The sequence below is a fragment of the Sulfitobacter sediminivivens genome (assembly GCF_042611115.2).
GTDB lineage: Bacteria > Pseudomonadota > Alphaproteobacteria > Rhodobacterales > Rhodobacteraceae > Sulfitobacter > Sulfitobacter sediminivivens.
Genome location: NZ_JBHGAR020000007.1, coordinates 128,120 through 151,423 on the forward strand (window position 1 = coordinate 128,120; position 23,304 = coordinate 151,423).

Genomic DNA, 23,304 nt, shown 5'->3' on the forward strand with positions numbered 1-23,304 from the left:
AAGCAATGCATCGCTTCCTTTGGCTTGCGTCCACCCATGCGCGACTGTGCCTGATCGTGGGCCTGGCGGCGGGGCTGCTTTTGCCGGGACTGGCGCGCGCACTGGTGCCTTGGTTGCCGCATATGGTGGCGGCGCTGCTGACCATCACGGCGCTGCGCATCGGACACCGCGCCGCAATGGGGGCGGCACGCGATCTGCGCTGGGGACTGGCCGCCGTAGCGGTATTGCAATTGGCGGTGCCTTTGGTGCTGCTTTTCGTGCTGACAGTGTTTGGGTTGCAGGATACCCCTGCGGCCCTCGTCATCGTTCTGGCCAGCGCCGCGCCTGCCATCACTGGCAGCGTCAATCTGGCGCTCATCTTACGGCTGGATGGCGGACGCATGATGCAAATTCTGGTTCTTGGGACGGCGGCGTTCCCGCTGACCATTCTGCCAGTTCTGACAGTGCTCCCACAGCTTGGCCCCGCTTCCGAAGTGATCTTGTCTGCGCTGAAATTGCTGGGCGTCATATTGATTTCGACAACATTGGGGTTCTGCCTGCGCGCGTGGATATTTTCCCGGCCCACCGAGGGGCAAGTAAGGGCGCTGGATGGGGCATCCGTTTTGGCGTTTTCCTTTATCGTTGTTGGACTGATGGCAGCCCTCAACCCGGCGCTGCGCAGCGACCCTTTGTCAGTTGCCAAATGGGCAGTACTTGCTTTTGCAATCAGCTATGTTCTGCAGGGGCTTACGTTAGTCGTCCTGCGCCGCACGGCCTTGCGTCCGATCGCGGGCCCGCTGGCAATCGGTGCTGGCAATCGCAATATTGCACTGTTCCTTGTGGCACTTCCTGCGGATGTTCTGGCCCCTCTGATGGTATTTATTGGATGTTGGCAATTGCCAATGTACCTGACACCGATCCTGTTACCTCGTCTTTATGCAAAGGCTCTATCCAATGACTGATTGGCCAAAAATTCGCACTGTGGGGCTGTCTGGCATCCTGGTCAGTTTCGCAGATAAACTGTCCGAACCTGCCAACCGTGCCGCACTGGCATTTCGTGCGGCAGTAGATGGCCAGAACTGGTCCGAGGTGTCAGAAACCAGCACATCCCTTGTCTCGGCATTTTTGCAGGTTGACCTTGCCGCCACACCGTTTGGGGCGATGAAAGAGCGCCTCATCGAGCTTATCAGGCAACAAAACTGGTTTGCAGCGCCACTGCCCGAAGGGCGTACATTATGGCATGTGCCGACGGTTTATGGCACTGATCTCGCCCCACAATTGGAGGAGGCCGCCGAGGTCGCAGGCGTTGACCCTGACACGGCGATCAAACAGCTTTCCCAAGCCCGCGTCCGGGTGCTGACCATCGGCTTTGCGCCCGGCCAGCCTTATTTGGGCGAGTTGAGCGAGACGTGGAACATTCCCAGACAACAAAAACTGACCCAAGCCGTGCCAGCAGGCGCGCTGGTTGTGGCGGTGCGTCAACTTGTTGTGTTTACCAACGTGACACCAACAGGCTGGCGGCACGTTGGGCAGACCGCGTTCAGAACATTTCGACCTGACGCCGCGTGCCCTTTTGCCCTGTCGCCTGGTGACGAAATGACGTTTCCGGCAATATCTGAGGCAGCGCTGAAAGATATCAAAGACAAGGATACATCCGGCAATGGCGGTGCCGAGATGGAGGTTCTGACATGACCGCAACATTGACGATCCTTCAGGCTGGCCCGTCCCTCAGTTTGCAAGATCTTGGGCGGCCCGGATATCTCGCTCAGGGGCTAACGCGCGGAGGAGCTTCTGATCCGACAGCACTTTATGAAGGGGCCGCTTTGCTGCGACAAGCAGTTGGTGGTGCCGCAATTGAGATGGCCGGTACCGGCGGCAGTTTCAGGTCCGACACCGACATTCGCATCGCCATAACGGGGGCCAAGATGGCGGCCAATATTGACGGTGAATCGCTGATCTGGAACGCTAGCCACATGTTGCCCGCCGGGGCCACCCTGACGATTGGCGGCGCACAGAACGGCAGTTATGGCTACCTGCATGTTGGCGGTGGATTTGCCACCGAGCCACAGATGGGTTCCCGCGCCAGCCACCTAAGCGCGGGATTGGGTCAAGCGCTCAAGAGCGGTGATACCCTGCCTGTAGGCAAGGACGGCGGCAAAGATATCGGTATGACAATACCTGCCGACACCCGCTTTGGCGGTGGGATTGTCAGGGTTGTTGCATCAATGCAAACGGAGGCGTTCGCGCCGGAAACCCGGGAAAGGTTCATCCAGACCCCGTTCAAACGGGACAGCCGTGCCAACCGCATGGGGGTCCGCATGGACCATGACGGAACGGGGTTTTCAACCGACGGGCAGCTTAGCATCGTATCGGAAGTGATTGTGCCGGGTGACATCCAGATCACCGGTGATGGTGCCCCGTTTGTGCTGATGTGCGAATGCCAGACCACGGGGGGCTATCCGCGTATCGGCACGGTGATCCCCTGCGACCTGCCGCGCATCGCGCAGGCGCAGACCGGGGCGGCGATCCGCTTTGAATTCATTGAGATGGATCAGGCGGTCGCGTTGCAATCCCGCTATCTCAAGGAGCTTAAGAGCCTTGCGTCGTCTGTAGTGCCATTGGTCCGTGACCCGGCAAACATTCGTGATCTGCTTAGCTATCAATTGGTTGGTGGCGCTGTCTCTGCTGATGCGGACCCATTCCAAGAGGAGTATTGAAATGACTTATGTGGACCTGAATGCCGACATGGGAGAAAGCTTTGGCCCATGGAAGATGGGTGACGATGCCGCCCTGTTGGATATTGTGACGTCGGCCAATATCGCCTGTGGCGGACATGCGGGCGACGCGGATGTGATGGCCGCCACCATGACGCTTGCGCATCAAAACGGGGTGGGGATTGGCGCGCATCCGGGATTTATGGATCTGGCTGGATTTGGGCGCAACCGGATGTCGGTGCCGCGCGCGACGTTGCAAAACCAAATCCGCTATCAGGTTGCCGCAAGCATTGGCATGGCAAAATCGGTGGGTGCAAAAGTGCGGCATTTGAAACTTCATGGTGCGATTGGCAACATGACATCCGAAGATGAAACCATGGCGCGCGACCTGTACGAAGCGGCGCTGAGCGTGGACCCAGACCTGATCATCATGGTTCTTGCGGCCACGGCACAACAGCGCGCCGCGCAATCATTGGGATGTGCATGGGCCAGCGAAATATTCGCCGACCGAGCCTATAACGATGATGCAACATTGGTGGACAGATCAAAGCCCGGTGCGGTGATCCATGATGCAACACTTGCCGGAAAACGCATGGTCGAAATGGTAAAGGCGCGCGCGATCATCACGGAAAGCGGCAAGCATATTCCCACACCGATTGACACGATTTGCATGCACGGGGACACGCCCGAAGCGGTACAAATCGCCGGGTCCGTGCGCAAGGATCTTGAGGCGGCAGGGATCAAAGTGCGCCAGTTCGAGGGGCACTGAACCGGCAGTTACCCTTTACGCAATGCGCAGTTGCGCTGACTGCCTAAAGGCTCTCTTCAAGAGCTGCGAGAATCGCGTCACCCATCTGGCTTGTGCTGATTGGTGTGCCGCCTTCTTCGCCCATCAAATCTGCGGTGCGGGCACCATCTGACAAGACTTTCTCTATCGCTGCTTCGACCCGTGCCGCTTCGTCACCCTGGTCAAAGGAATAGCGCAACGCCATGGCAAAGCTGAGAATACAGGCGATCGGGTTCGCCTTTCCCTGACCCGCGATATCAGGTGCTGAACCGTGCACAGGTTCATAGAGCGCCTTGGGCCGTCCGTCTGCATTTGGCGCGCCGAGACTCGCAGAGGGCAGCATGCCCAGCGATCCGGTCAGCATCGCCGCGCAATCGGACAGAATATCGCCAAAAAGATTGTCGGTCAGGATTACATCAAATTGCTTGGGCGCACGCACCAGCTGCATCGCACCGTTGTCGGCATACATATGGCTCAACTCAACATCAGGATAGTCCGCATCGTGCACGCGCTGTACAACCTCGCGCCACAATATCCCTGATTCCATCACATTCGCTTTTTCCATTGAGCAGACTTTGTTGCCGCGACGGCGCGCCAGTTCAAAGGCTGATCGAGCAACGCGGTCAATCTCGGATTCTGTATAGCGCTGGGTGTTGATGCCAACCCGTTCGTTACCTTCTTCAAATATGCCCCGCGGTTCGCCGAAATAAACGCCAGAGGTGAGTTCACGCACGATCATGATATCAAGACCGGCAACGATATCCTTTTTGAGCGATGAGAAATCGGCAAGTGCGTCGAAACATTGGGCAGGGCGCAAGTTTGAAAAGAGGTCCATCTCTTTGCGCAGGCGCAGCAATCCGCGTTCTGGTTTTACACTGAAATCCAGCGCGTCATATTTGGGTCCACCGACAGCGCCCAGCAATACCGCATCTGCGGCCAATGCCTTGGCCATTGTGTCATCGTGAAGCGGCGTGCCGTGCTTGTCATAGGCAGCGCCACCAACCAGATCATGTTCGATGTTGAACGGCAGATCGCGCTTTTCGCCAAACCAGCCGATCACGCGTGTGACCTGTTCCATGACTTCGGGTCCGATGCCGTCACCGGCGAGGATAAGCAAGGTTGGGTTGGCCATGGGTCGCTCCTGAAAAAACTATCAGATGCGGCGTAGCGTGGCGGGGCCAGAGGGTCAAGAACGCCTAGGGTTTCTTGAGAGCGACCCAGACCAGACTGTGACGGCTGGCCGCCTGATTTACCGGAGCAACCTGCGCGTCGACGATGGCCCAGTCGCGAGATGGCAAAACATAATCGACGCGCATTTTTCCGGTCTGGGGCCATGCAACTGTTGTCGAGGCAGGTGCAGGGTCCTGAAGGGCAGGATGATTGAGTATGTTCTGGATCGCTATGGACCGGCCGTCGCCACGATTCGGATCAAGGTTCGCATCTCCCATCAGGATAAATGCCTCATTTGGAGCAGGGCCAAATGCCCCACCGAGATAATGGGACCAAAACGCGACTTCATCGTGATTTCGTCGCCCATTGCGGTCTTCTGGCCCGTCAAAGACGGGTGGCGAAGCATGAAAGGTCAAAATGTGAATTCGTCCCATTTCAGGATGGTCAATGGGCAGCACCCAAATTCCGTTTGTTGACAAGCGTTGGATCTCATGTGCGGCCACGCTTGGAAATGGGCCAGATTGTGTCATCGGAAACAGGTTGTCGGGAAGTTCTTTCCACAGGATTGTGGAATAATCCTTTACCATGGAGGTGTTGATCGAATGCTGTGACAGGACAGCCATGCTGCCTTGTCCAAAGAAGCGTCCGTACCCCTGTGCATCACCAGGGCCGCTCAGATCGCCATCACCGTCAAGATCGATATCCGTTTGCAGTCCCGCATTGGGCGGTGCCGCGAAATGATATGGGTAGTCCAGCCCACGCTCCTTGAGTCCGTTGGCGAATGCGCTAAGAGCTGCGTTTTCTAAGTCGTAATCAAACCCCTGCAAGGCAATCACGTCAGGCCTCGCTGCGATGATCGTATCCATCACTGCCAGTATCTGAACATCGGATCCTTTGAGAATATCGCGCAGCAGTAATCCCGGACCTTTGCGCGACAATTCAGTATTAAATGTCGCAACGCGCAGTGTTTCTGCAATGGCAGGCAAAGCAGTCGACATCGCGACTGCGACAGCGATCAAGCGGTTTGAAAACCATCCTCGCCTTCGGCGCTTGCATAGGCGCGGCGGCGTTTGTCTTCGATCATGTCTGCAATTTTCGCCATGGCGATGCCCCGCATGATCATGCTTGCAGGAAGGAAGGCCCATGCGGTTATTGTCCAGATCAGTGTTTGCGGATTGCTCAGTGTGATTGGGTCTACCAGATCAGAGGCCGCTTTGACCACAGCGGGAATAATGAAGGGCAGCAGAAAGCCAAGCGCGATGTTAATGCGGGCGTCACGCTGCAATCGATACAAGACATCGCCGCCACCGGTTGGATCAAACAACGGCAGGTTGACCCACACGTTAAAGGCACCGCGACGTGTTGGCCAACCAAGGATGCGGACCAAGACCAAAAAGGCAGTCATAGCCGTCAGTGAAATGAGGTAAGCCAGACCTGCAGACGTTCGCACCGAACGGACGATAGCCAGATCCGACCCTTCCGGTAACATCAGGACGACAAGCCGGACTGGAGAATAGGGGAAATCAATCGCATTGCCCACAATCGTTCCGATAGAGGTCAACGCGCCGGTCATCAACGTTGGCTCCGTCTGGCCCTTGATGATCGCGGACAGCATGACCACAGTCAAAAACAATGCGGTAAAACGCAGGCGGTTAAAGGGCGGGGCGTCTCGGAATTCAACAATGCTGGGAAGCGTGGAGTTGTATTCAACGAAGGTCAAAAAGGCGGCGAGGAGTGCAACCAATACAGTTACTTGGCTTGAATCAGAGGCAACATCGGGCAGCATGAGTGCCGGCGTTGCAATAAGCAGAGCAACCAAAAGGCCACGCAAAGTGGCACCTGTCATCCGTCCAATCAAATCTCTGCCCTTCCAAACTGGCCAGCCACGATGCTTTGTCGCGCGCTTGTTCCAACTTGTTGCATCCGGGTCCCGGAGCGCTGCCTCATTCTTGCCCAATTTGTGCCTTCTTTCGCCTTATTCCTCAAGACCGTTCGTTAAGAAGACTTAAGAGGTGCGGCATTTTGAAGGCGAGGGTGGTGCGTTCTTGCATCATCTTGGTGTCAAGAAAGTGGCACATTCAACATCTTGTGGGTGTACTCACTGCACCCACAAGACGCGCGAAACCTGCGCGTGAGGCTATAGGATTTGGTTGAGCGAAGCTCTTCCGTGCGGTCAGACCCAGGGCCGACTTTGTGCCGCTGCGGCCTCGAACGTGTCGATGGAAGCCACCTTTTCCATGGTCAGACCGATATCGTCCAAGCCATTCATCAAGCAGTGCTTTTTGAACGCGTCGACCTCGAACGCAAAGATGTCGCCATCGGACGTTGTGACGGTCTGCGTTTCAAGATCGACTGTGATCCGGGCGTTAGCGCCTTTCTCAGCGTCCTTCATCACTAGATCAACCTGATCTTGTGGCAGGGCAATCGGCAGGATGCCGTTCTTAAAACAGTTGTTGTAAAAGATGTCAGCAAAGCTGGGGGCGATCACGCAGCGGATGCCGAAATCCTTGATCGCCCAAGGCGCGTGTTCGCGTGATGATCCGCAACCAAAGTTGTCGCCAGCGACCAAAATCTCAGCTTCGCGATATTGTGGCTTGTTCAAGACAAAATCGGGCAGTTCATCGCCATTGTCATCATAGCGCATTTCGTCAAACAGATTTACGCCCAAGCCAGAACGCTTGATCGTTTTCAGAAATTGTTTGGGAATGATCATATCGGTGTCGATGTTGATCATCGGCATTGGCGCAGCAATGCCGGTAAGTGTGTCGAACTTGTCCATTACATCATCTCCCGAACGTCTGTGAGCTTGCCTGTGATTGCTGCTGCTGCTGCCATTGCGGGTGACATCAGATGTGTGCGTCCGCCCCGGCCTTGACGGCCTTCAAAGTTGCGGTTGGACGTTGCCGCACAGCGTTCGCCGGGCGACAGTTGGTCAGGGTTCATTGCAAGACACATGGAACAGCCCGCCAGACGCCATTCAAAACCGGCGTCTTTGAAGATATCAGCAAGGCCTTCCTCTTCGGCCTGCGCACGCACAAGGCCAGAGCCGGGCACGATCATCGCGCGCAGCCCTTCTTTGACTTTCTTGCCCTTCAGGATCGCAGCGGCGGCCCGCAGATCCTCGATACGGCCATTGGTGCAGGACCCGATGAACACAGTGTCGATTTCGACATCGGTCAATGGCGTCCCCGCCGTCAGGCCCATGTAATCAAGTGATCGTTGCGCAGCGTCGACCTTGCCGCCTTTAAAGTCAGATGCGGCCGGTACATTCGCCGTAATGGGCAACACATCTTCGGGTGAGGTGCCCCATGTGACCACTGGCGCGATGTCCTCGCCTTTGAGGGTGACAACCTTGTCCCAGTGCGCATCGTCATCAGAATAAAGGGTTTTCCACCAGTTAAGCGCGGCCTCCCATTGGGCACCTTTCGGGGCGTGGGGGCGGCCTTTGCAATATTCAAACGTTTTTTCATCCGGTGCGATCAGGCCTGCGCGCGCGCCGCCTTCGATTGCCATGTTGCAGACGGTCATCCGCCCTTCCATGCTCAGATCGCGGATCGCTTCGCCACAATATTCGATGACATAGCCGGTGCCGCCTGCGGTGCCGGTCTCGCCTATCACCGAAAGGGTGATGTCCTTGGCTGTCACGCCGGGGCGCAGTTTGCCAGTGATCTCGACTTTCATGTTCTTGCCCTTGCGCTGGATCAGCGTTTGGGTGGCCAGAACGTGTTCAACCTCTGACGTGCCGATGCCATGCGCCAAAGCACCAAACGCACCATGGGTCGCGGTGTGGCTGTCGCCGCACACAACGGTCATGCCCGGCAGGGTCCAGCCCTGTTCCGGTCCCACGATATGCACGATGCCCTGACGAACGTCGGACACAGGATAATAATGCAGGCCGAATTCTTTGGCATTGGTATCCAGCGCCTCGACCTGAATACGGCTGTCTTCGGTCATGGTTTTCGCATTGGCGCGGTCCAGCGTGGTTGGCACATTGTGGTCCGGCACGGCGATGGTTTTGTCCGGCGCACGCACGGTGCGGCCGGTCATCCGCAGCCCTTCAAAAGCTTGCGGGCTGGTAACTTCGTGCACCAAATGGCGGTCAATATAAAGCAGGCATGTGCCGTCCTCGGCCTCGTGTGCGACGTGCGCATCCCAGATTTTATCGTATAGCGTCTTGGGGGACATGGTGGTCCTCTCCCGTATGAGTTTGAATGGGGTGGTGGCGATGTCGGGCCGCTTTTAAAGGCAGGCACGCACAGTATGGGTTGCCCCAAAGAAGCGTTCGCGCAGCCGCGCGCGGTCGTCCAGATCAAACACCTGTATCATGTGCCAAGGGAATACAGCGCCAGTTTGAGTCTATCAAGGGCTGAATGACAGGCATGGCGGGCCGCGCGCACGTGCTGATTGCTTGCCGCCTGAGCACCATTGTGCAATTTTGGCGCAGTTCCCAGTTAGGCACCGCGATGAATCCCGACATAGACCCGTTTACAGAGTTCTTGGCCTCACTGCAGGCGCAGTTTTCAGGCGTCACGGTATTCGTACAAAGCATCGTGACGCCAGGATGGCGGCAAAACCAGATTATCATCCTGATTGTGCTTGCCTCGATTGCATGGGTGCTGCACCGGGTGTCTGGTAACCTGCTTGAAAACTATGTGCGGTCCCGCGAGGGCTGGGCGAAATGGAAGCTGCGCATGGTCGTGCAGGTCAAGCGGCGTCTTGGCCTGATGTGGTTCGCTTTGATGGCCGGTTCGATTTATCTGGTCATGCAGAATATTACCTGGCCATCACGGTCCTATTTGATCGGATTGGCGGCGACCTTGGCGGCGGTTTGGGTCGGCATTGCCTTTGCCGCGCGGCTTGTGCGCAACCGATTTATGCGGCGCATGGTGATGTGGGGATTGTGGATATATGCCACATTCTATTTCCTGAACATCGCCGATGAGGTTTCCGCGTTTTTGGATCGTTTGGCGATTGAGGTCGGTGATTTCCGCCTGTCGATTCTCACGATCATCACCGCTGCAGTGGTCATCGGTGTGCTCTTTACCGGTGCAAGGCTTGTCAGCACAACCACATCGGCCCGTATTCGCAAGAATGAAGACATCAGCCCTTCGATGCAGGTGTTGGCCGTCAAAGGTGTGCAAGTTCTGCTTTATGGCTTTGCCTTTTTCATGGGCGTCAAGGCGGTCGGTATTGATCTGACGGGACTTGCGGTTCTGTCAGGTGCGATTGGTGTCGGCCTTGGCTTTGGTCTGCAAAAGGTGGTGTCAAACCTCGTTTCAGGCGTCATCATCCTGATCGACAAATCGATCAAGCCCGGTGATGTGATCAGCCTTGGCGATACCTTTGGATGGATACAGACCCTGGGTGCGCGGTATGCGTCTGTGGTGACGCGGGATGGCAAGGAATACCTTATTCCTAACGAAGATTTGATCACCGGACAGGTGGTCAACTGGTCGCATTCCAATGATTTTGTCCGCCTCGATATCTATTTTGGCACGGCTTATGGGGATGATCCGCATATTGTGCGCAAACTTGCGATTGATGCCGCCAAAGGCGTTGACCGGGTGCTGAGTTTCAAGGCTCCGGTCTGTCACATTGTGGGGTTTGGCGACAGCAGTGTGGATTACATCCTGCGGTTCTGGATCAAAGACCCTACCGGAGGTCTGACCAACATTCGCGGAAACGTCTATCTGGCCCTTTGGGACACCTTCAAAGAGCACGATATCTCAATCCCATTCCCACAGCGCGAGGTTTTAATGTTGGAAGATAGCAAATTGGCGCTGTCGCGACGTGCCCCTATTCCCGCGCCTGAATAGCGGTTCCAAAGTCGGATTTGCCCTGTTGGGATCGCGCCCTATCTTTTCATCACGCATTGGGGCAAAAGGTGAGAAATGACGGTGGACCGACCAGTTGTCCTGATTTTGGGAAGCGGGCCAAATGTGACCGCAGCGGCACACTGGCCTGACGCATGGTTCGATCACATCGTTGCCATAAACAATGCGTGGCGCGTGCGCCCGGATTGGAACGCCCTCGTCTTTCCCGAAGATTTCCCGCCAAGCCGGCTGCCAAAAAATGTCGACGGGGTCCAAACCTTGGTTGAGGCATCTGATTTTGTACCCGCGCAAAATAAATTCGGAGGATTCGTACATGCGGGGGCAACGATGGCCTTTACCACGGCGTATTGGGCGCTTGCCACGTTGCGGCCAAAAGTGATGGCTTTCATGGGCTGCGATATGGTGTATCCGACCAACGGTCCCACACATTTTTATGGCTCAGGAACGGCAGATCCTTTGCGCCAGGACATCACGCTAGCGGATCTGGGTGCAAAATCGGCGCGCCTTGCTGTTATTGCTGCAGAACGAGATTGTGCCTGTGTAAATCTGTCCAAAGATGAGTCTGCACTGCTTTTCCCCCGCGCCGAGCCGGATGGCCTGCGCAGGTGGATTGTCAGCCTTGATCTTGATCGCGCCAGATATCGGGCAATACGTGAGAAAGAAGATGCACTGGGCTATCAGACGCCGACGGGTCGATATGCCCATTACGAGGACAAGGTTGATCGTGACGCCATGTCAGATATTGATTTGCGTTGGCGGGAACTCTTTTCACAGCAATTCCCAAACTGATCCGCTGTGGCGCAAAAGCGCCTACAGATTTTCGGCCACGGGTCGTCATTGAATTGTCAAACTTGGATGGCTAGTTTAGAGGCATCCTTCAGACCAGAGTCTGAACCTATCCCTAGCGCCAAGGGTCCGACGGCGCGACATAAGGAGGACGATGTCCTGTCAATCCAAGTTAACGCAGTCTCCACTGCGGACACCGGCGCAGCGCTGATGGCTGCTTTAGGTGATACATCCACCAGCGATGCGCTGCTGGCGAGCATTCTCAAAACTCTTGACGAAGACAAGGCCGAAGACATTGTGCAGATTGATCTGCGCGGAAAAACGGCCATTGGCGACTATATGGTCATTTGTTCGGGGCGTTCGACCCGACAAGTGTCGTCCATCGCCGAAAAATTGGCGCAGCACGTCAAGGACGAGTTTGATCGCGTTCCGAAGACAGAAGGCAAAGATGTGGGCGATTGGGTGCTGATCGACACAGGCGATGTCATTGTCCATGTTTTCCGGCCGGAAGTGCGCGAATTCTATCAATTGGAAAAGATGTGGTTGGGCGGCGATACACCCCCAGCCCCCAACTGATCTAAGAGCGGGTTGGCGCAATGCGCGTCCACGTTTGTGCAGTGGGTCGGCTGAGGGCCGGCCCTGAGAAATCCTTGATCGACGATTATCTGACGCGGTTCGACCGCACCGGGCGTGGCCTTGGCCTTGGCCCGGTACGTGTTGTTGAAGTAGAGGATAAAAAGGGTGGTGGCATGGCTGCCGAGGCGGCGCTACTTGATCGCGCCATTCCGGACGGGTCGCTGATCTGCGTATTGGATGAACGTGGCACGGTCGAAAAGTCGCCGGATTTCGCGGCCCGGCTTGGTGGTTGGCGCGATGCGGGCCGAGGTGATTTGGCATTTGTCATCGGCGGTGCCGATGGCATCGACACCGCGTTGCGGCACCGTGCCGATCATGCGCTGTCCTTTGGCAAAATGGTTTGGCCGCACATGCTGGTGCGCGTCATGCTGTCCGAACAATTGTACCGCGCCGCATCAATCTTGTCGGGCGGTCCGTACCACCGCACTTAGATCAGCGTAGCTTGATCTTCTTGATCGGGGATGACCAGCCACCGATGGTATCGCTCGCCTGTATGCCGACTTCTGTCACATCGGCGGGGATGCGAATACCGGAAAGCGACCGCGTGAAGGGTTGTTCATTGACATGTGGATGGGCCAGATTGCGCACGCCCAATTCCTTGCCGTTGTTGTCCAGGATACGCCAGGCGTTTGCATAGTCGTCCCAGCCCGTGTCTTTGTGGGACAGGGTGACATCAAATTTCCATACATCACCGGCTTTTGAGACATTCACGTTGCTCACGACCGGCGCATCCGCCAAAGCGGGTGTTGTCAGGATCGCAAGTGTCGCAACAAGACGTTTCAGCATGATTCCACCGATTGAACGAAAAGCACATATACACCAAGTTGCTATTTTTCCAATAGAATTTCGCGCGATTGTGATGCGAACTCTCTGCGCCATATGACAAACAGTGTTACAAAAGCACCGATAATCAAGGGTACTGCACCTGCGAGCCATGCAACGCTGGCCAAGGCAAAATAAAGCGATCTGAGGCCACGGTTGAAGCTTCGGGCGGCTGTGATGTTCAGTTCAGCAGCCTTTGACGCCATTTTTGCTGAGTCCGGATGATTTGGATCATTGGGGACCGCTGCCATGACAACAGAGCAATAACCGAATAGCCGGTTTGACCATGCGAATTTCAAGAATGCATTTGTCAGAAATATCGCAACAACAAACAGTTTTATTTCCCAAACGATGGCGGGATGCATTTCAAAAGTCAGATCCTCGGCAACCCCTGCCAATTGTTCTGCGTTGCCGATGAGTGCGAGCGTCCCCCCGATCGCGATAACGCTGGTTGAGGCAAAGAATGAGGTGCCTTGGCGCAGCGCAGCAACTGTTTGGGCGTCAAAAATGCGTGGTTCACGGGTGATCATCTGACGCATCCATTCACGACGGTATTCGGCCATGATTTTGGACACAGATGGCTTTGACGCCGCAGAGTGTTCGACACGCCACCCAACAAAGGCCCAAAGGACAAAAATGATTCCGACGGCGGCGAAATCAAGCGGGTGAAAGAGTGCAATGCGGTCCAACCAGATCATGCTATGCTCTTACTCTGACAGGTTTGATCTTGCCAGTCTGATAAATTGGTAATATTAGTTTACCAAAATGGAGGTTTGCCATGGAAATGCCGATTCCCAATGCTGATATTCTTGCGCGAAAAGCACGGGTGGTTGCACGGTTGCAAGAGGTGTTGCCGATTGATGCAGTGATCCATGACGAACGCGAGACACGCGCTTATGAATGCGACGCCCTAACGGCCTATCGGTGCCCGCCAATGGTCGCCGTTCTGCCCAGTACCACAGCAGAAGTTTCGGACGTCCTGCGCATCTGTTTTCAAGAAGGCGTGCCAGTGGTTCCGCGCGGGTCAGGGACATCGTTGGCCGGAGGCGCATTGCCCACGGCAGATTGCTTGATTCTGGGTGTGGCGCGGATGAATGACGTTCTGGAAACGGATTACGACAATCGGATTATTCGCGTTCAAACCGGGCGGACCAACCTCAGCGTGACCGGGGCCGTAGAAGAGAACGGGTTTTTCTATGCACCTGATCCATCAAGCCAGCTGGCCTGTGCAATTGCCGGCAATATTGCGATGAATTCGGGTGGTGCGCATTGTCTGAAATACGGTGTGACGACGAACAACCTGATGGGCGTCACCATGGTAATGATGGACGGCGAAGTCATTGAGGTTGGTGGGGGGCATCTGGATGCCGGTGGTCTGGACCTATTGGGACTGATCTGTGGATCAGAGGGACAATTGGGCGTCGTAACCGAAGCAACCCTGCGGATTTTGCCCAAGCCCGAAGGTGCGCGGCCGGTGCTGATGGGATTTGATGACAACGAAGTTGCCGGGGCCTGTGTGTCCGACATCATCAAGGCCGGTGTTTTACCCGTTGCGATCGAATTTATGGACCGTCCGTGTATCGAGGCAACAGAAGCGTTTGCCAAGGCCGGCTATCCAATGTGTGAAGCGCTGTTGATCGTCGAGGTCGAAGGATCGGATGCAGAGATTGATCATCAGCTATCGCTTATCATGGACATCGCACGTCGGCATAACCCGGTTGAACTGCGCGAAAGTAAATCTGCCGAAGAAAGCGCCAAAATATGGCTGGGCCGCAAGTCTGCCTTTGGGGCAATGGGCCAGATAAACGATTACATGTGTCTGGATGGTACGATTCCTGTGTCGTCGCTGCCGATGGTACTGCGGCGGATCGGTGAGATGTCAGAGCAGTATGGGCTGAAGGTTGGCAATGTTTTTCATGCGGGCGATGGAAACATGCATCCGCTAATTCTGTTTGATGCAAACAAACCCGGTGATCTGGAGCTTTGCGAGGCATTTGGGGCGGACATTCTGAAGCTTTGCGTTGAAGCAGGGGGCTGTCTGACGGGTGAACATGGTGTCGGCATCGAAAAGCGCGATTTGATGCACGTGCAATATGCGGCCCCGGATTTGGAGGCGCAGATGGCGGTGAAAGATGTGTTTGACCCGGCATGGTTACTGAACCCGGCCAAAGTATTTCCATTGGACGCGTCTGAGCATCGGCGGAGTTTGGCGGCATTGGCTGCTGAGTGATCGTGCTGCCGCCCCAGTAGCAAATGGATGAGAGCCGCAGCCTGTAATTCCCTGACAAATTTTTAAGGCCAAATAGACCTATGAAACCTTCGAACGAAAATGAATTGGCGCAAATGGTTGCGGAGGCTGGTGGACCGCTCAGCATCCGTGGTGGCGGTACCAGAGGTATGGCCGGGTCAGGTGAGGTGATGAGTGTGGCTGGCCTGTCAGGCATCACACTTTACGAACCGGGAGCCTTGACGATGGTCGCGCAGGCAGGGACCCCAGTTGCGGATATCGAAAAGGCTTTAGCCAAGGAAAATCAGCGTTTGGCCTTTGAACCAATGGATCATCGTGGCCTTTTGGGAACCAAGGGAAAGCCAACGATTGGCGGCGTCTTCGCAGCAAATGTCAGTGGGCCAAGGCGTATCGCCGTGGGTGCCGCGCGCGATTTCCTGCTGGGGGTCCGGTTTGTTGATGGCCGGGGTAATGTGATCAAGAACGGGGGCCGGGTGATGAAAAATGTCACGGGCTATGATCTGGTCAAGCTTATGGCCGGATCATTCGGGACTTTGGGTGTACTCAGTGAGGTGTCGCTAAAAGTGTTGCCCCGGCCAGAAACCGAGGCAACTCTGGTCCTTCATGGATTGTCGGATGTAAACGCAGTGCAGGCCTTGTCGCAGGCGATGGGCAGCCCGTTCGAGGTCACCGGGGCTGCGCATGACCCGACAACGACCCGAACCATGTTGCGGATCGAGGGGTTCGAAGCATCGGTGGCGTACCGTATAGATAGATTGCGTGACCTTTTATCCGCACATGATGCTCTGACTGAAGTGCTGGCCGCAGAAGCGACAAATAAGTTGTGGGCCAATTTGCGCGATGTGAACGCGTTTCAGCAAGCTCAGGGCGATGTATGGCGCGTGTCATGCAAGCCATCTGACGCCCCCTCTCTGGCCAGCCGCGCAGAAGCAGAAGCACATTATTTTGACTGGGCCGGTGGCCTGATCTGGTTGCGCATGGCACCGGAAAGCGACCTTCGGGAAAGGCTGGGCAAATTTGGTGGTCACGCAACCTTGGTCAGAGGGACAGCAGAGACGTGTCAGAGGTTGGGCGTCTTCCAACCGGAAGCAGCGGGTGTCGCAAGGATCGCTGCCGGGTTGCGGGCTCGATTTGACCCGAAGAGCCTGTTCAATGCGGGCTTAATGGATGCCGCAGCATGACAGTCACTCTGATTGCGTTCTGCACTGTTGTCTTAAGTTTAAGGTCTAAAGGTAAACTTGTTCATCACAATCGGACCGCTTTTTCTTGTGTAGGTCTTTGACCCAACCACCCCGGAGAGACCATGCAAACGACTTTTACCCCAACGCAGCTGAAAGACCCGGCAATTAAGCGCAGCAACGAGATTTTGCGATCCTGCGTGCATTGCGGGTTTTGCACGGCGACGTGCCCCACCTATCAGGTGTTGGGCGATGAATTGGACAGTCCGCGGGGTCGGATTTATCTGATCAAGGACATGCTGGAAAATGACCGTGACCCGGATGCCAAGACGGTCAAACATATCGACCGCTGCCTGTCGTGTCTGGCCTGCATGACCACCTGCCCCTCTGGTGTGCACTATATGCATTTGGTGGACCATGCGCGTGATTATATTGAACGCAGGTACAAACGGCCCTTTAGTGACCGCGCCCTGCGATGGATTTTGGCGCGCATTTTGCCATATCCGATGCGGTTTCGGGTCGCTTTGTTAGGGGCCAAGATTGGCCGCCCCTTTGCGCGTTTGATGCCTGATGCAAGGTTGCGCGCAATGCTGGAAATGGCCCCAAAAGTCATTCCCCCCGTCAGCCGCAATGACGATCCACAGACGTTTGCCTCATCAGGTGTTCGCAAAAAACGGATCGCGCTGATGACGGGGTGCGCACAAAAGGCGCTGAACACCGATATTAATGATGCCACGATCAGATTGCTGACACGGCTTGGTTGCGAGGTGGTCGTGGCGAAGGGGGCAGGGTGCTGTGGTGCTTTGACCCACCATATGGGCAAGACCAGCGAAAGCCATGAAACAGCAGCCAAAAACATCAGGGCATGGTGTGCAGAGATGGACAATGGCGGACTTGACGCAATTGTGATCAACACGTCTGGTTGTGGCACCACGGTCAAGGATTACGGGCATATGTTCCGAAATGAACCTTTGGCCAAGGACGCAGCGCGTGTTTCGGCGATTGCAAAAGATGTTTCAGAAGTTCTGATGGATTTAGAGGCACCAAAAGCCAGCAACGCCCACGACGGCATGGTTGTGGCTTACCATGCCGCATGTTCGTTGCAGCATGGCCAACAAATCAAGACCTACCCCAAAGATCTCTTGCGAAATGCAGGGTTTACTGTGGTTGAACCCAGTGATTCCCATCTGTGCTGTGGGTCGGCGGGGACCTATAATTTGATGCAGCCGGACATTTCCAAAAAGCTGAAGGAGCGCAAAGTGCGCACGCTTGAGGCAAAGAACCCTGATGTGATTGCGGCAGGCAATATCGGCTGTATGATGCAGATCGGATCGGCGGCATCAGTACCGATTGTTCACACGGTTGAATTGCTGGATTGGGCGGCAGGGGGGCCAAAACCACCCGCACTTGACGGTGCAAACACGGCCGATACGGATATCCCCCGTTTGCGTTAGTAAATCGCCCTAATTTCGCCGTAACTCACCTATAGGGCCTATTTAAATGAAATTGTGAGGTGATGAGTTGCGGCGTTGGATGGCTCTTTCTTTGATGGCAACGGTCATTACGACCGTCGCAATCGCGCAAGATGCGAATTTGCGGCGGCTTGATTCAGGCATCGAGGCCCACGCGTGGGAGGCTGTTGGCAGGCTGGATATTGCCGGATCGGGCTTTTGTACCGGTTCCCTGATTGCGCCACGACTTGTCTTAACCGCCGCGCACTGTCTTTTTGACAGCGAAACAAGACAACAAATTGATCATAGCGACGTGCAATTCCTTGCCGGTTGGCGAAATGGCCGCGCGGGTGCCTACCGTGATGTTCGCCGCGCTGTGGTTCACCCGGATTATGTTTATGACGGTGCAGTATCTGCTGAACGGGTGCGTAATGATCTGGCATTGCTCGAACTCGAGCGACCGATCCAAAACACCACAATTGTGCCATTTGCGACCGCAGCCCTTCCGCGGCCGGGTGATCCAGTTGGCGTTGTGAGCTATGCCCGCGACCGTTCAGAAGCGCCGTCATTGCAAGAAGTCTGCACCGTTCTGGCCAAACAGGAAGGAATGTTGGTGACGTCCTGTTCAGTTGATTTTGGATCAAGTGGTGCACCGATTTTTACCTTCCAATATGGCGAGCCGCAGATCGTTTCGGTCGTGTCGGCCAAGGCCATTGTGGACGGAAAAGACGTATCACTGGGAACTGACCTCGCAGCACCATTGGCATTGCTGCAAGCAGAATTGATTGCCGGCAAAGGTGTATTTCTAGAGCCCGGTCCAGGCAGTAAGCGGATAGTTGTGGGGCAAACTGGCCGCGATACGGGCGCGAAATTTGTAAAGCCATGAGGATGCTGAAACGCATAACGGCCACACTGGCGCTCAGCACCATTCTGCTTGTGCCCCCCGGTTTGGCTGAATCGACCAAGCTGCGAAAACTGGGTACGCAGAATGACGCGCTGGCGTGGCAATCAATTGGACGCCTCGACATCGGTAAAGACGGTTATTGCACCGGCACGTTGATTGCTCCTGATTTGGTACTGACCGCGGCGCATTGTGTTTATCAAAGATCAGATGGCGCGCTGGTCAAAGCCGAGAAGCTCACTTTTCAGGCCGGGCTCACAAACGGCCAGGCGGCAGCACGTCGCGTTGTTGCGCAGATTGAGGCCCATCAGGGCTATGACCCTCATTCCGACTATAGCCTGGAAAATGTCCGCCATGATATCGCGCTCGTCCGATTGACCGATCCGATCCCGACACATGAGCTTGACCCCTTTGCAGTATTTTCGAGTTCTCTGCCCCGCGGGTCAGTGAGCGTTGTCTCTTATGGGCAAGGACGGTCTGACGCATTGTCGCGGCAGGACCAATGTGAGGTCCTTGGCCGCCAGCAGGGGTTGATCGCGTTCGACTGCGATGTGACCCACGGGTCCAGCGGCGCGCCTGTGTTCACCCATCTCAATGGTCGCGGTCAGATTGTGTCGGTCATTTCGGGTGGTGGCATTGTTGACGGCAAAAACATTACCCTTGGCATGGAATTGCCGCCGCTGATATCTGATCTAAAGCGGCAGATGTATGCCAATAAATCGGCCCCTGTTGCGCAAGTGCGCCGGCTGGGCGCAGGCCAAAAACGATCCTCAACCGGTGCGAAATTCGTCACCGCGAAAGGGTCTTGAAACCACCGACCATCCTTCCCACATCAATGGTGTCAAGGTGCCTGTTGAGGGCCTTGGCGGAACAAAACCGGGTCTGTCCAATGGTGGAAGGCCTATATGTTTGATCGCTCAAAGATGAGGATGACACTATGCGTAGTTTTGATTTTGCACCACTTTACCGTTCCAGCGTTGGCTTTGACCAAATCGCCAATATGATGGACCGGGTGTTGACCAATGACGGTGCCACACCAAGCTATCCCCCTTACAATATCGAAAAACTTGATGACGATGCTTACCGCATCTCTATCGCCGTCGCTGGATTTTCGGATGCGGATCTGTCCGTTGAAGTGCGTGAAAAGGCGCTGATCGTTTCAGCCCGGAAGACGGAAGAAGCAGAAGGGCGCAAATACCTGCACCGTGGTATCGCCACCCGCGCCTTTGAACGCCGTTTCCACCTTGCTGACCACGTCCATGTGACAGGTGCCGCGCATGCGGACGGCATGTTGCACATTGAACTGGAGCGGCAGGTGCCAGAGGCTTTGAAGCCCCGCCAGATTCAGATCGCATCAGACAACAAAGCGATCGAAAAAGATGTGGTTGATGCCAAATCTGTTAACTAAGGTCTGATCCCCCTCAGATCTTTAAGGCCCGGAGTGTTGCTTCGGGCCTTTTCGTTTTAATTCAGGTTCCTGATCGGTCATTGGCACTGCGACCTAGACCCTACCATCAGACCCGCTAGAAGGGGCATGACATTGCCAAAGGCATCCCGCACATGAACCCTGTTACCCTCAAGGCGCTGACGGACATCGCTGATCTTGGCGTGGATACGATTATTGACGTGCGTGCCCCCTCCGAATTTGCAGAGGACCATGTGCCAGGTGCGATCAATCTGCCGGTCTTGTCCGATGACGAGCGTGCCGAAGTTGGCACGGTCTATGCACAGGTGTCGCCGTTCAGTGCGCGCAAGATTGGCGGGGCGATGCTGGCCCAGAACACTGCCCACCACCTGCGCGGCCCACTTGCTGAGAAACAAGGGGACTGGCAACCACTGATCTATTGTTGGCGGGGCGGTCAGCGGTCCGGTGCTTTTGCAACCATTCTGACACAGGTGGGGTGGCGGGTCTCGCTGCTCGCCGGTGGCTATCGCAGTTATCGGCGTCTGGTTGTTGGCATGCTTTATGACACGCCTTTGCCACACCGGATTACTTTGATCCAAGGGGGGACAGGGACAGCCAAAACACGTCTGTTGCACCATCTCGAACAAGCGGGTGCGCAGATGCTTGATCTGGAAGGCCTCGCACAGCACCGAGGCTCTCTTTTCGGTGCAGTGGCCGGCGGGCAGCCCACGCAAAAGATGTTTGAATCGCGTCTGGCGGCGGCGTTGAACACATTTGACCCGACCAAGATGACTTGGATCGAAGCGGAAAGCAGCAAGGTTGGGGCGCGGTCTGTCCCACCCTCATTGTGGACAGCGATGTGCGCGGCACCTCGGGTCGAAATCCGTGCACCGTTGCCTGCACGCGCTGCTTACCTTTGCAGGGCATATGCTGACCTGACCGAAGACAGGGCCAATTTGCATGAGCAGATTGACCGCCTGCGCCCGTATCACGCAGGCGATACGATTGCACAATGGCAGGCATATGCGGATGCAGGGGATTGGCACAAACTGGCGGAAAACCTGATCGCAGATCACTACGACCCGCGCTACGCGAGATCTGCGGTGCGGCTTCAAAATTACACCCAGGTGATTGACCTGCTAGATTTGGACGATGAAACACTTGCGATTACCGCAGCCCGGTTGACGCCCGAGCTTAAATAAGAGTGACGGTGCCCACACCTGATTCAAGTCGCCCGATAATATGCCCGTCGCAGCCCATTTCTGCTAATGCCGCGACGGCGCGTTCAGCGTCCTTCCGGGGCATCGCCGCCAACAATCCACCAGCCGTTTGCGGATCAAAGAGAAGCGCATCCTCAATGCCTGCAACTGCGGCATCCGCGCGGTTTGACGGCATCAGCGTCGATGCCACGCCACGGTCGGAAAGTGTGCGCGCGCCGGGATAGATCGGGATTGCGGATTGCCAAAGCTCTGCGTCAAGTTCCGAGGCAAGGCAGATCGCACGCACATGCCCGGCAAGGCCAAAACCCGTCACATCCGTCATTGCATGGGCCTGACGCAACACTTCTGCTTCGCGGTGCTGAGGGCGTTCCATGATTTGTAATGCTTTTGCAACGATGCGCCCCTCGGCGCTGCCCTGCATGTGTGCTGCCATGATGACCCCTGACCCAATCGGCCGGGTGAGCACCAGCACATCACCTGTCTGCGCGCCAGCGACGGTAATTGGCATTGTTGGGCAGGTCCCGGTGACCGTGAATCCGATGGTCATTTCCGCGCCCATCGTCGTATGCCCGCCGACCAGTTGCGCCCCGGCAGTGTGGAATACCTCGGTCGCGGATTGGGTTATTTCACGCAGGGTCCGGGCCTGTAATGCGGCAGACATGCGCGGCAAAATCAAGCTGGCCAATGCCACTTGTGGTTTGGCACCCATTGCCCAGACATCGCCAAGCGCATGCACCGCAGCGATCCGCGTCATCTGTACCGGGTCATGCACGATGCTGCGCAGGTGGTCGGTGCTCATCACTTGAAACCCACCGCCCGGGGTCCGCAAAATAGCGGCATCATCGCCGGCCCCGGCCACAACATCACCGCTAATCTTGGGCAGATCACATAGCGCATCCGACAACACGCCACCGCCAACCTTGGCCCCACACCCGCCGCACAGCGGCTTGTCGGCCAATATTTCTTGCACGCCGCTTGCCACCTGTGTCGGAGCAGGCTGCGCTTTCATCACTTGCAAATGTTCCAGACGGTCCATAAACGCCTGATCAATCCGGTTCTTCCAACGCCACAAAAGCGGTCCTGCGAATGCCAACCCGTATTTTTCAGCCATTGCCGACTTGCCGCCCAGCGAAATCAGCTTGAGATAATTTTTCTGCGGTTTGAAGGTGCGCGTGCGGCCACCCGATAGCGCGGCCCGCAAGTTGGCGTGCAGTATCGGTGCAGCGCGTACGGCGAATACGCCTGCTTTGGGCCGGGGGGCAAAGGGCATATGGGCGCAATCCCCGACAGCAAAGAGCGTGTTGTCGCCAGCGATGCTCAGATCAGGTCCGACTTCAATAAACCCATCTTTTTGCGGCAAGTCGGTCTGGGTGATCCATTCATGTGGAAAGGCACCTGCGGCCCCGACGCAAAACCGGGCTGAGACCGGGTCCTGTTCATTCAGCAAAACCTGTTGCGCTTCAATCCGTTCAATGCGGGCATTCAAGCGCAAGCCAATGCCGAGATCGGTCATCGCTGATAACAGCATTGACCGGGCGTGGGGCCCGACGCCTGATATCTGTGGCCCTGCTTCGATGACCGTAACCTGCGGCGATACACCTGCCTGCGTCATGGCAAAGGCCATCGCCATTGCCAGTTCGCAACCCGCCACACCACCGCCAATTACTGCGACCTTTGGCTCTGCCTTGCCAAAAGTAACTTGATCCAGGAAATCCCGCCAGCGGGCTGCATAGACATCAAGCGGCTTTGCCCCCACGGCATGATCCGCAAATCCGGGCAAATCCATCTGTGCTGTAATACCAATGTCTATGGAGGCGATGTCGTAGGCAACTGGCCCGCGGCCGTCGACGATGATCTCATGTGCTTGCCGGTCTATGGCTGTCGCTTTGCTCAGGATCAGTCGCGCACCGGCATGACGGCACAGGCGGACCAGATCAATTTCCAGATCATCACGCCCGTAATGCCCAGCCACATGACCCGGCAACATGCCTGTATAGGGTGCAGTTGGACCGGGATTGATCACCGTTAATCGCGCCCCCGGCAATGGATTCATCCCCCAGGCCTTGAGCACCAGCGCGTGTGCATGCCCGCCGCCAACCAGCACAAGGTCGCGTGTCAAAGGGACGTCATTTAGCATGGACAAGTCTTTCTCTTCTTCTTGAAGCTGAACATC

General features: G+C 56.0%; 23 protein-coding genes. 15 read left to right on the plus strand and 8 right to left on the minus strand.

Annotated features, from left to right (window positions below; translation table 11 throughout):
* Nucleotides 1–5: 5 nt before the first annotated feature.
* The 4 genes from ACEWL3_RS09810 to ACEWL3_RS09825 are packed head-to-tail and all read left to right on the plus strand — an operon-like array spanning nucleotide 6 to nucleotide 3,462.
* Nucleotides 6–941 (plus strand): hypothetical protein, encoded by a 936-nt coding sequence (locus ACEWL3_RS09810; RefSeq protein ID WP_386182297.1) that lies wholly within the window; start codon nucleotides 6–8, stop codon nucleotides 939–941.
* Nucleotides 934–1,671 (plus strand): 5-oxoprolinase subunit B family protein, encoded by a 738-nt coding sequence (locus ACEWL3_RS09815; RefSeq protein WP_386182295.1) that lies wholly within the window; start codon nucleotides 934–936, stop codon nucleotides 1,669–1,671. Before ACEWL3_RS09810 ends, ACEWL3_RS09815 begins: the two co-directional genes overlap by 8 nt.
* Entirely contained in the window at nucleotides 1,668–2,696 is a 1,029-nt protein-coding gene (locus tag ACEWL3_RS09820) for a 5-oxoprolinase subunit C family protein (protein WP_386182293.1), read from the plus strand. Before ACEWL3_RS09815 ends, ACEWL3_RS09820 begins: the two co-directional genes overlap by 4 nt.
* A gap of 1 nt (nucleotide 2,697) precedes the next feature.
* Nucleotides 2,698–3,462 carry a LamB/YcsF family protein gene (locus ACEWL3_RS09825; RefSeq protein WP_386182291.1) on the plus strand — a complete coding sequence of 255 codons (765 nt, stop codon included), beginning with the start codon at nucleotides 2,698–2,700 and terminating at the stop codon, nucleotides 3,460–3,462.
* Nucleotides 3,463–3,505: 43 nt separating this feature from the next.
* Here ACEWL3_RS09825 and leuB read toward each other — a convergent pair whose 3' ends face one another.
* The 5 genes from leuB to leuC all read right to left on the minus strand — a co-directional run bounded on the left by leuB (nucleotide 3,506) and on the right by leuC (nucleotide 8,835).
* On the minus strand, nucleotides 3,506–4,612 hold the full coding sequence (gene leuB / locus ACEWL3_RS09830; protein ID WP_386182289.1) for a 3-isopropylmalate dehydrogenase: 1,107 nt from the start codon (nucleotides 4,610–4,612) through the stop codon (nucleotides 3,506–3,508).
* Between the two features lie 64 nt (nucleotides 4,613–4,676).
* Nucleotides 4,677–5,669 (minus strand): endonuclease/exonuclease/phosphatase family protein, encoded by a 993-nt coding sequence (locus ACEWL3_RS09835; protein WP_386182287.1) that lies wholly within the window; start codon nucleotides 5,667–5,669, stop codon nucleotides 4,677–4,679.
* Nucleotides 5,666–6,496, minus strand: a complete 831-nt coding sequence (locus ACEWL3_RS09840) for a hypothetical protein (RefSeq protein ID WP_435000798.1) — start codon at nucleotides 6,494–6,496, stop codon at nucleotides 5,666–5,668. The genes ACEWL3_RS09835 and ACEWL3_RS09840 overlap by 4 nt, the downstream gene beginning before the upstream one ends.
* A 327-nt stretch (nucleotides 6,497–6,823) precedes the next feature.
* Nucleotides 6,824–7,429: a 3-isopropylmalate dehydratase small subunit gene (gene leuD, locus ACEWL3_RS09845; protein WP_386182283.1), complete on the minus strand. Its 606-nt coding sequence runs from the start codon at nucleotides 7,427–7,429 to the stop codon at nucleotides 6,824–6,826.
* A complete protein-coding gene (gene leuC, locus ACEWL3_RS09850; RefSeq protein WP_114880103.1) occupies nucleotides 7,429–8,835 on the minus strand; it encodes a 3-isopropylmalate dehydratase large subunit in 1,407 nt (468 codons plus the stop codon). The genes leuD and leuC overlap by 1 nt, the downstream gene beginning before the upstream one ends.
* A gap of 278 nt (nucleotides 8,836–9,113) precedes the next feature.
* On the opposite strand from leuC, the gene ACEWL3_RS09855 reads away from it, so the two are divergent.
* The 4 genes from ACEWL3_RS09855 (at nucleotide 9,114) to rlmH (ending at nucleotide 12,337) form a co-directional block, all read left to right on the plus strand.
* A complete protein-coding gene (locus tag ACEWL3_RS09855; protein ID WP_386182280.1) occupies nucleotides 9,114–10,466 on the plus strand; it encodes a mechanosensitive ion channel family protein in 1,353 nt (450 codons plus the stop codon).
* A gap of 75 nt (nucleotides 10,467–10,541) precedes the next feature.
* Entirely contained in the window at nucleotides 10,542–11,273 is a 732-nt protein-coding gene (locus ACEWL3_RS09860) for a hypothetical protein (protein ID WP_386182278.1), read from the plus strand.
* Nucleotides 11,274–11,480: 207 nt separating this feature from the next.
* Nucleotides 11,481–11,846, plus strand: a complete 366-nt coding sequence (rsfS, locus tag ACEWL3_RS09865; protein ID WP_114880101.1) for a ribosome silencing factor — start codon at nucleotides 11,481–11,483, stop codon at nucleotides 11,844–11,846.
* 20 nt (nucleotides 11,847–11,866) lie between these two features.
* Nucleotides 11,867–12,337 carry a 23S rRNA (pseudouridine(1915)-N(3))-methyltransferase RlmH gene (gene rlmH, locus ACEWL3_RS09870; protein WP_386182276.1) on the plus strand — a complete coding sequence of 157 codons (471 nt, stop codon included), beginning with the start codon at nucleotides 11,867–11,869 and terminating at the stop codon, nucleotides 12,335–12,337.
* Between the two features lies 1 nt (nucleotide 12,338).
* Here the strand turns inward: rlmH and ACEWL3_RS09875 are convergent, their stop codons facing one another.
* Nucleotides 12,339–12,692 (minus strand): hypothetical protein, encoded by a 354-nt coding sequence (locus ACEWL3_RS09875; RefSeq protein WP_386182275.1) that lies wholly within the window; start codon nucleotides 12,690–12,692, stop codon nucleotides 12,339–12,341.
* Nucleotides 12,693–12,733: 41 nt separating this feature from the next.
* A complete protein-coding gene (locus ACEWL3_RS09880; protein ID WP_386182273.1) occupies nucleotides 12,734–13,426 on the minus strand; it encodes a DUF599 domain-containing protein in 693 nt (230 codons plus the stop codon).
* 80 nt (nucleotides 13,427–13,506) lie between these two features.
* On the opposite strand from ACEWL3_RS09880, the gene ACEWL3_RS09885 reads away from it, so the two are divergent.
* The 7 genes from ACEWL3_RS09885 (at nucleotide 13,507) to mnmH (ending at nucleotide 21,113) form a co-directional block, all read left to right on the plus strand.
* Nucleotides 13,507–14,958 carry an FAD-linked oxidase C-terminal domain-containing protein gene (locus ACEWL3_RS09885; protein ID WP_386182271.1) on the plus strand — a complete coding sequence of 484 codons (1,452 nt, stop codon included), beginning with the start codon at nucleotides 13,507–13,509 and terminating at the stop codon, nucleotides 14,956–14,958.
* A gap of 80 nt (nucleotides 14,959–15,038) precedes the next feature.
* Entirely contained in the window at nucleotides 15,039–16,157 is a 1,119-nt protein-coding gene (gene glcE, locus ACEWL3_RS09890) for a glycolate oxidase subunit GlcE (RefSeq protein WP_386182269.1), read from the plus strand.
* 122 nt (nucleotides 16,158–16,279) lie between these two features.
* Complete coding sequence (gene glcF / locus ACEWL3_RS09895; RefSeq protein WP_386182267.1) at nucleotides 16,280–17,608, plus strand: glycolate oxidase subunit GlcF; 1,329 nt, start codon at nucleotides 16,280–16,282, stop codon at nucleotides 17,606–17,608.
* Nucleotides 17,609–17,687: 79 nt separating this feature from the next.
* The gene (locus tag ACEWL3_RS09900; RefSeq protein ID WP_435000800.1) at nucleotides 17,688–18,491 is read left to right on the plus strand and encodes a trypsin-like serine peptidase; all 804 of its coding nucleotides are present in this window, start codon (nucleotides 17,688–17,690) and stop codon (nucleotides 18,489–18,491) included.
* A gap of 2 nt (nucleotides 18,492–18,493) precedes the next feature.
* Nucleotides 18,494–19,315 carry a trypsin-like serine peptidase gene (locus ACEWL3_RS09905; protein ID WP_386182264.1) on the plus strand — a complete coding sequence of 274 codons (822 nt, stop codon included), beginning with the start codon at nucleotides 18,494–18,496 and terminating at the stop codon, nucleotides 19,313–19,315.
* 128 nt (nucleotides 19,316–19,443) lie between these two features.
* Nucleotides 19,444–19,914: an Hsp20 family protein gene (locus ACEWL3_RS09910; protein WP_386182262.1), complete on the plus strand. Its 471-nt coding sequence runs from the start codon at nucleotides 19,444–19,446 to the stop codon at nucleotides 19,912–19,914.
* A 152-nt stretch (nucleotides 19,915–20,066) separates the two neighbouring features.
* Nucleotides 20,067–21,113 (plus strand): tRNA 2-selenouridine(34) synthase MnmH, encoded by a 1,047-nt coding sequence (gene mnmH / locus ACEWL3_RS09915; protein WP_386182260.1) that lies wholly within the window; start codon nucleotides 20,067–20,069, stop codon nucleotides 21,111–21,113.
* Here mnmH and selD read toward each other — a convergent pair.
* Nucleotides 21,106–23,268: a selenide, water dikinase SelD gene (selD, locus tag ACEWL3_RS09920; RefSeq protein ID WP_386182258.1), complete on the minus strand. Its 2,163-nt coding sequence runs from the start codon at nucleotides 23,266–23,268 to the stop codon at nucleotides 21,106–21,108. The genes mnmH and selD overlap by 8 nt on opposite strands.
* Nucleotides 23,269–23,304: the final 36 nt, after the last annotated feature.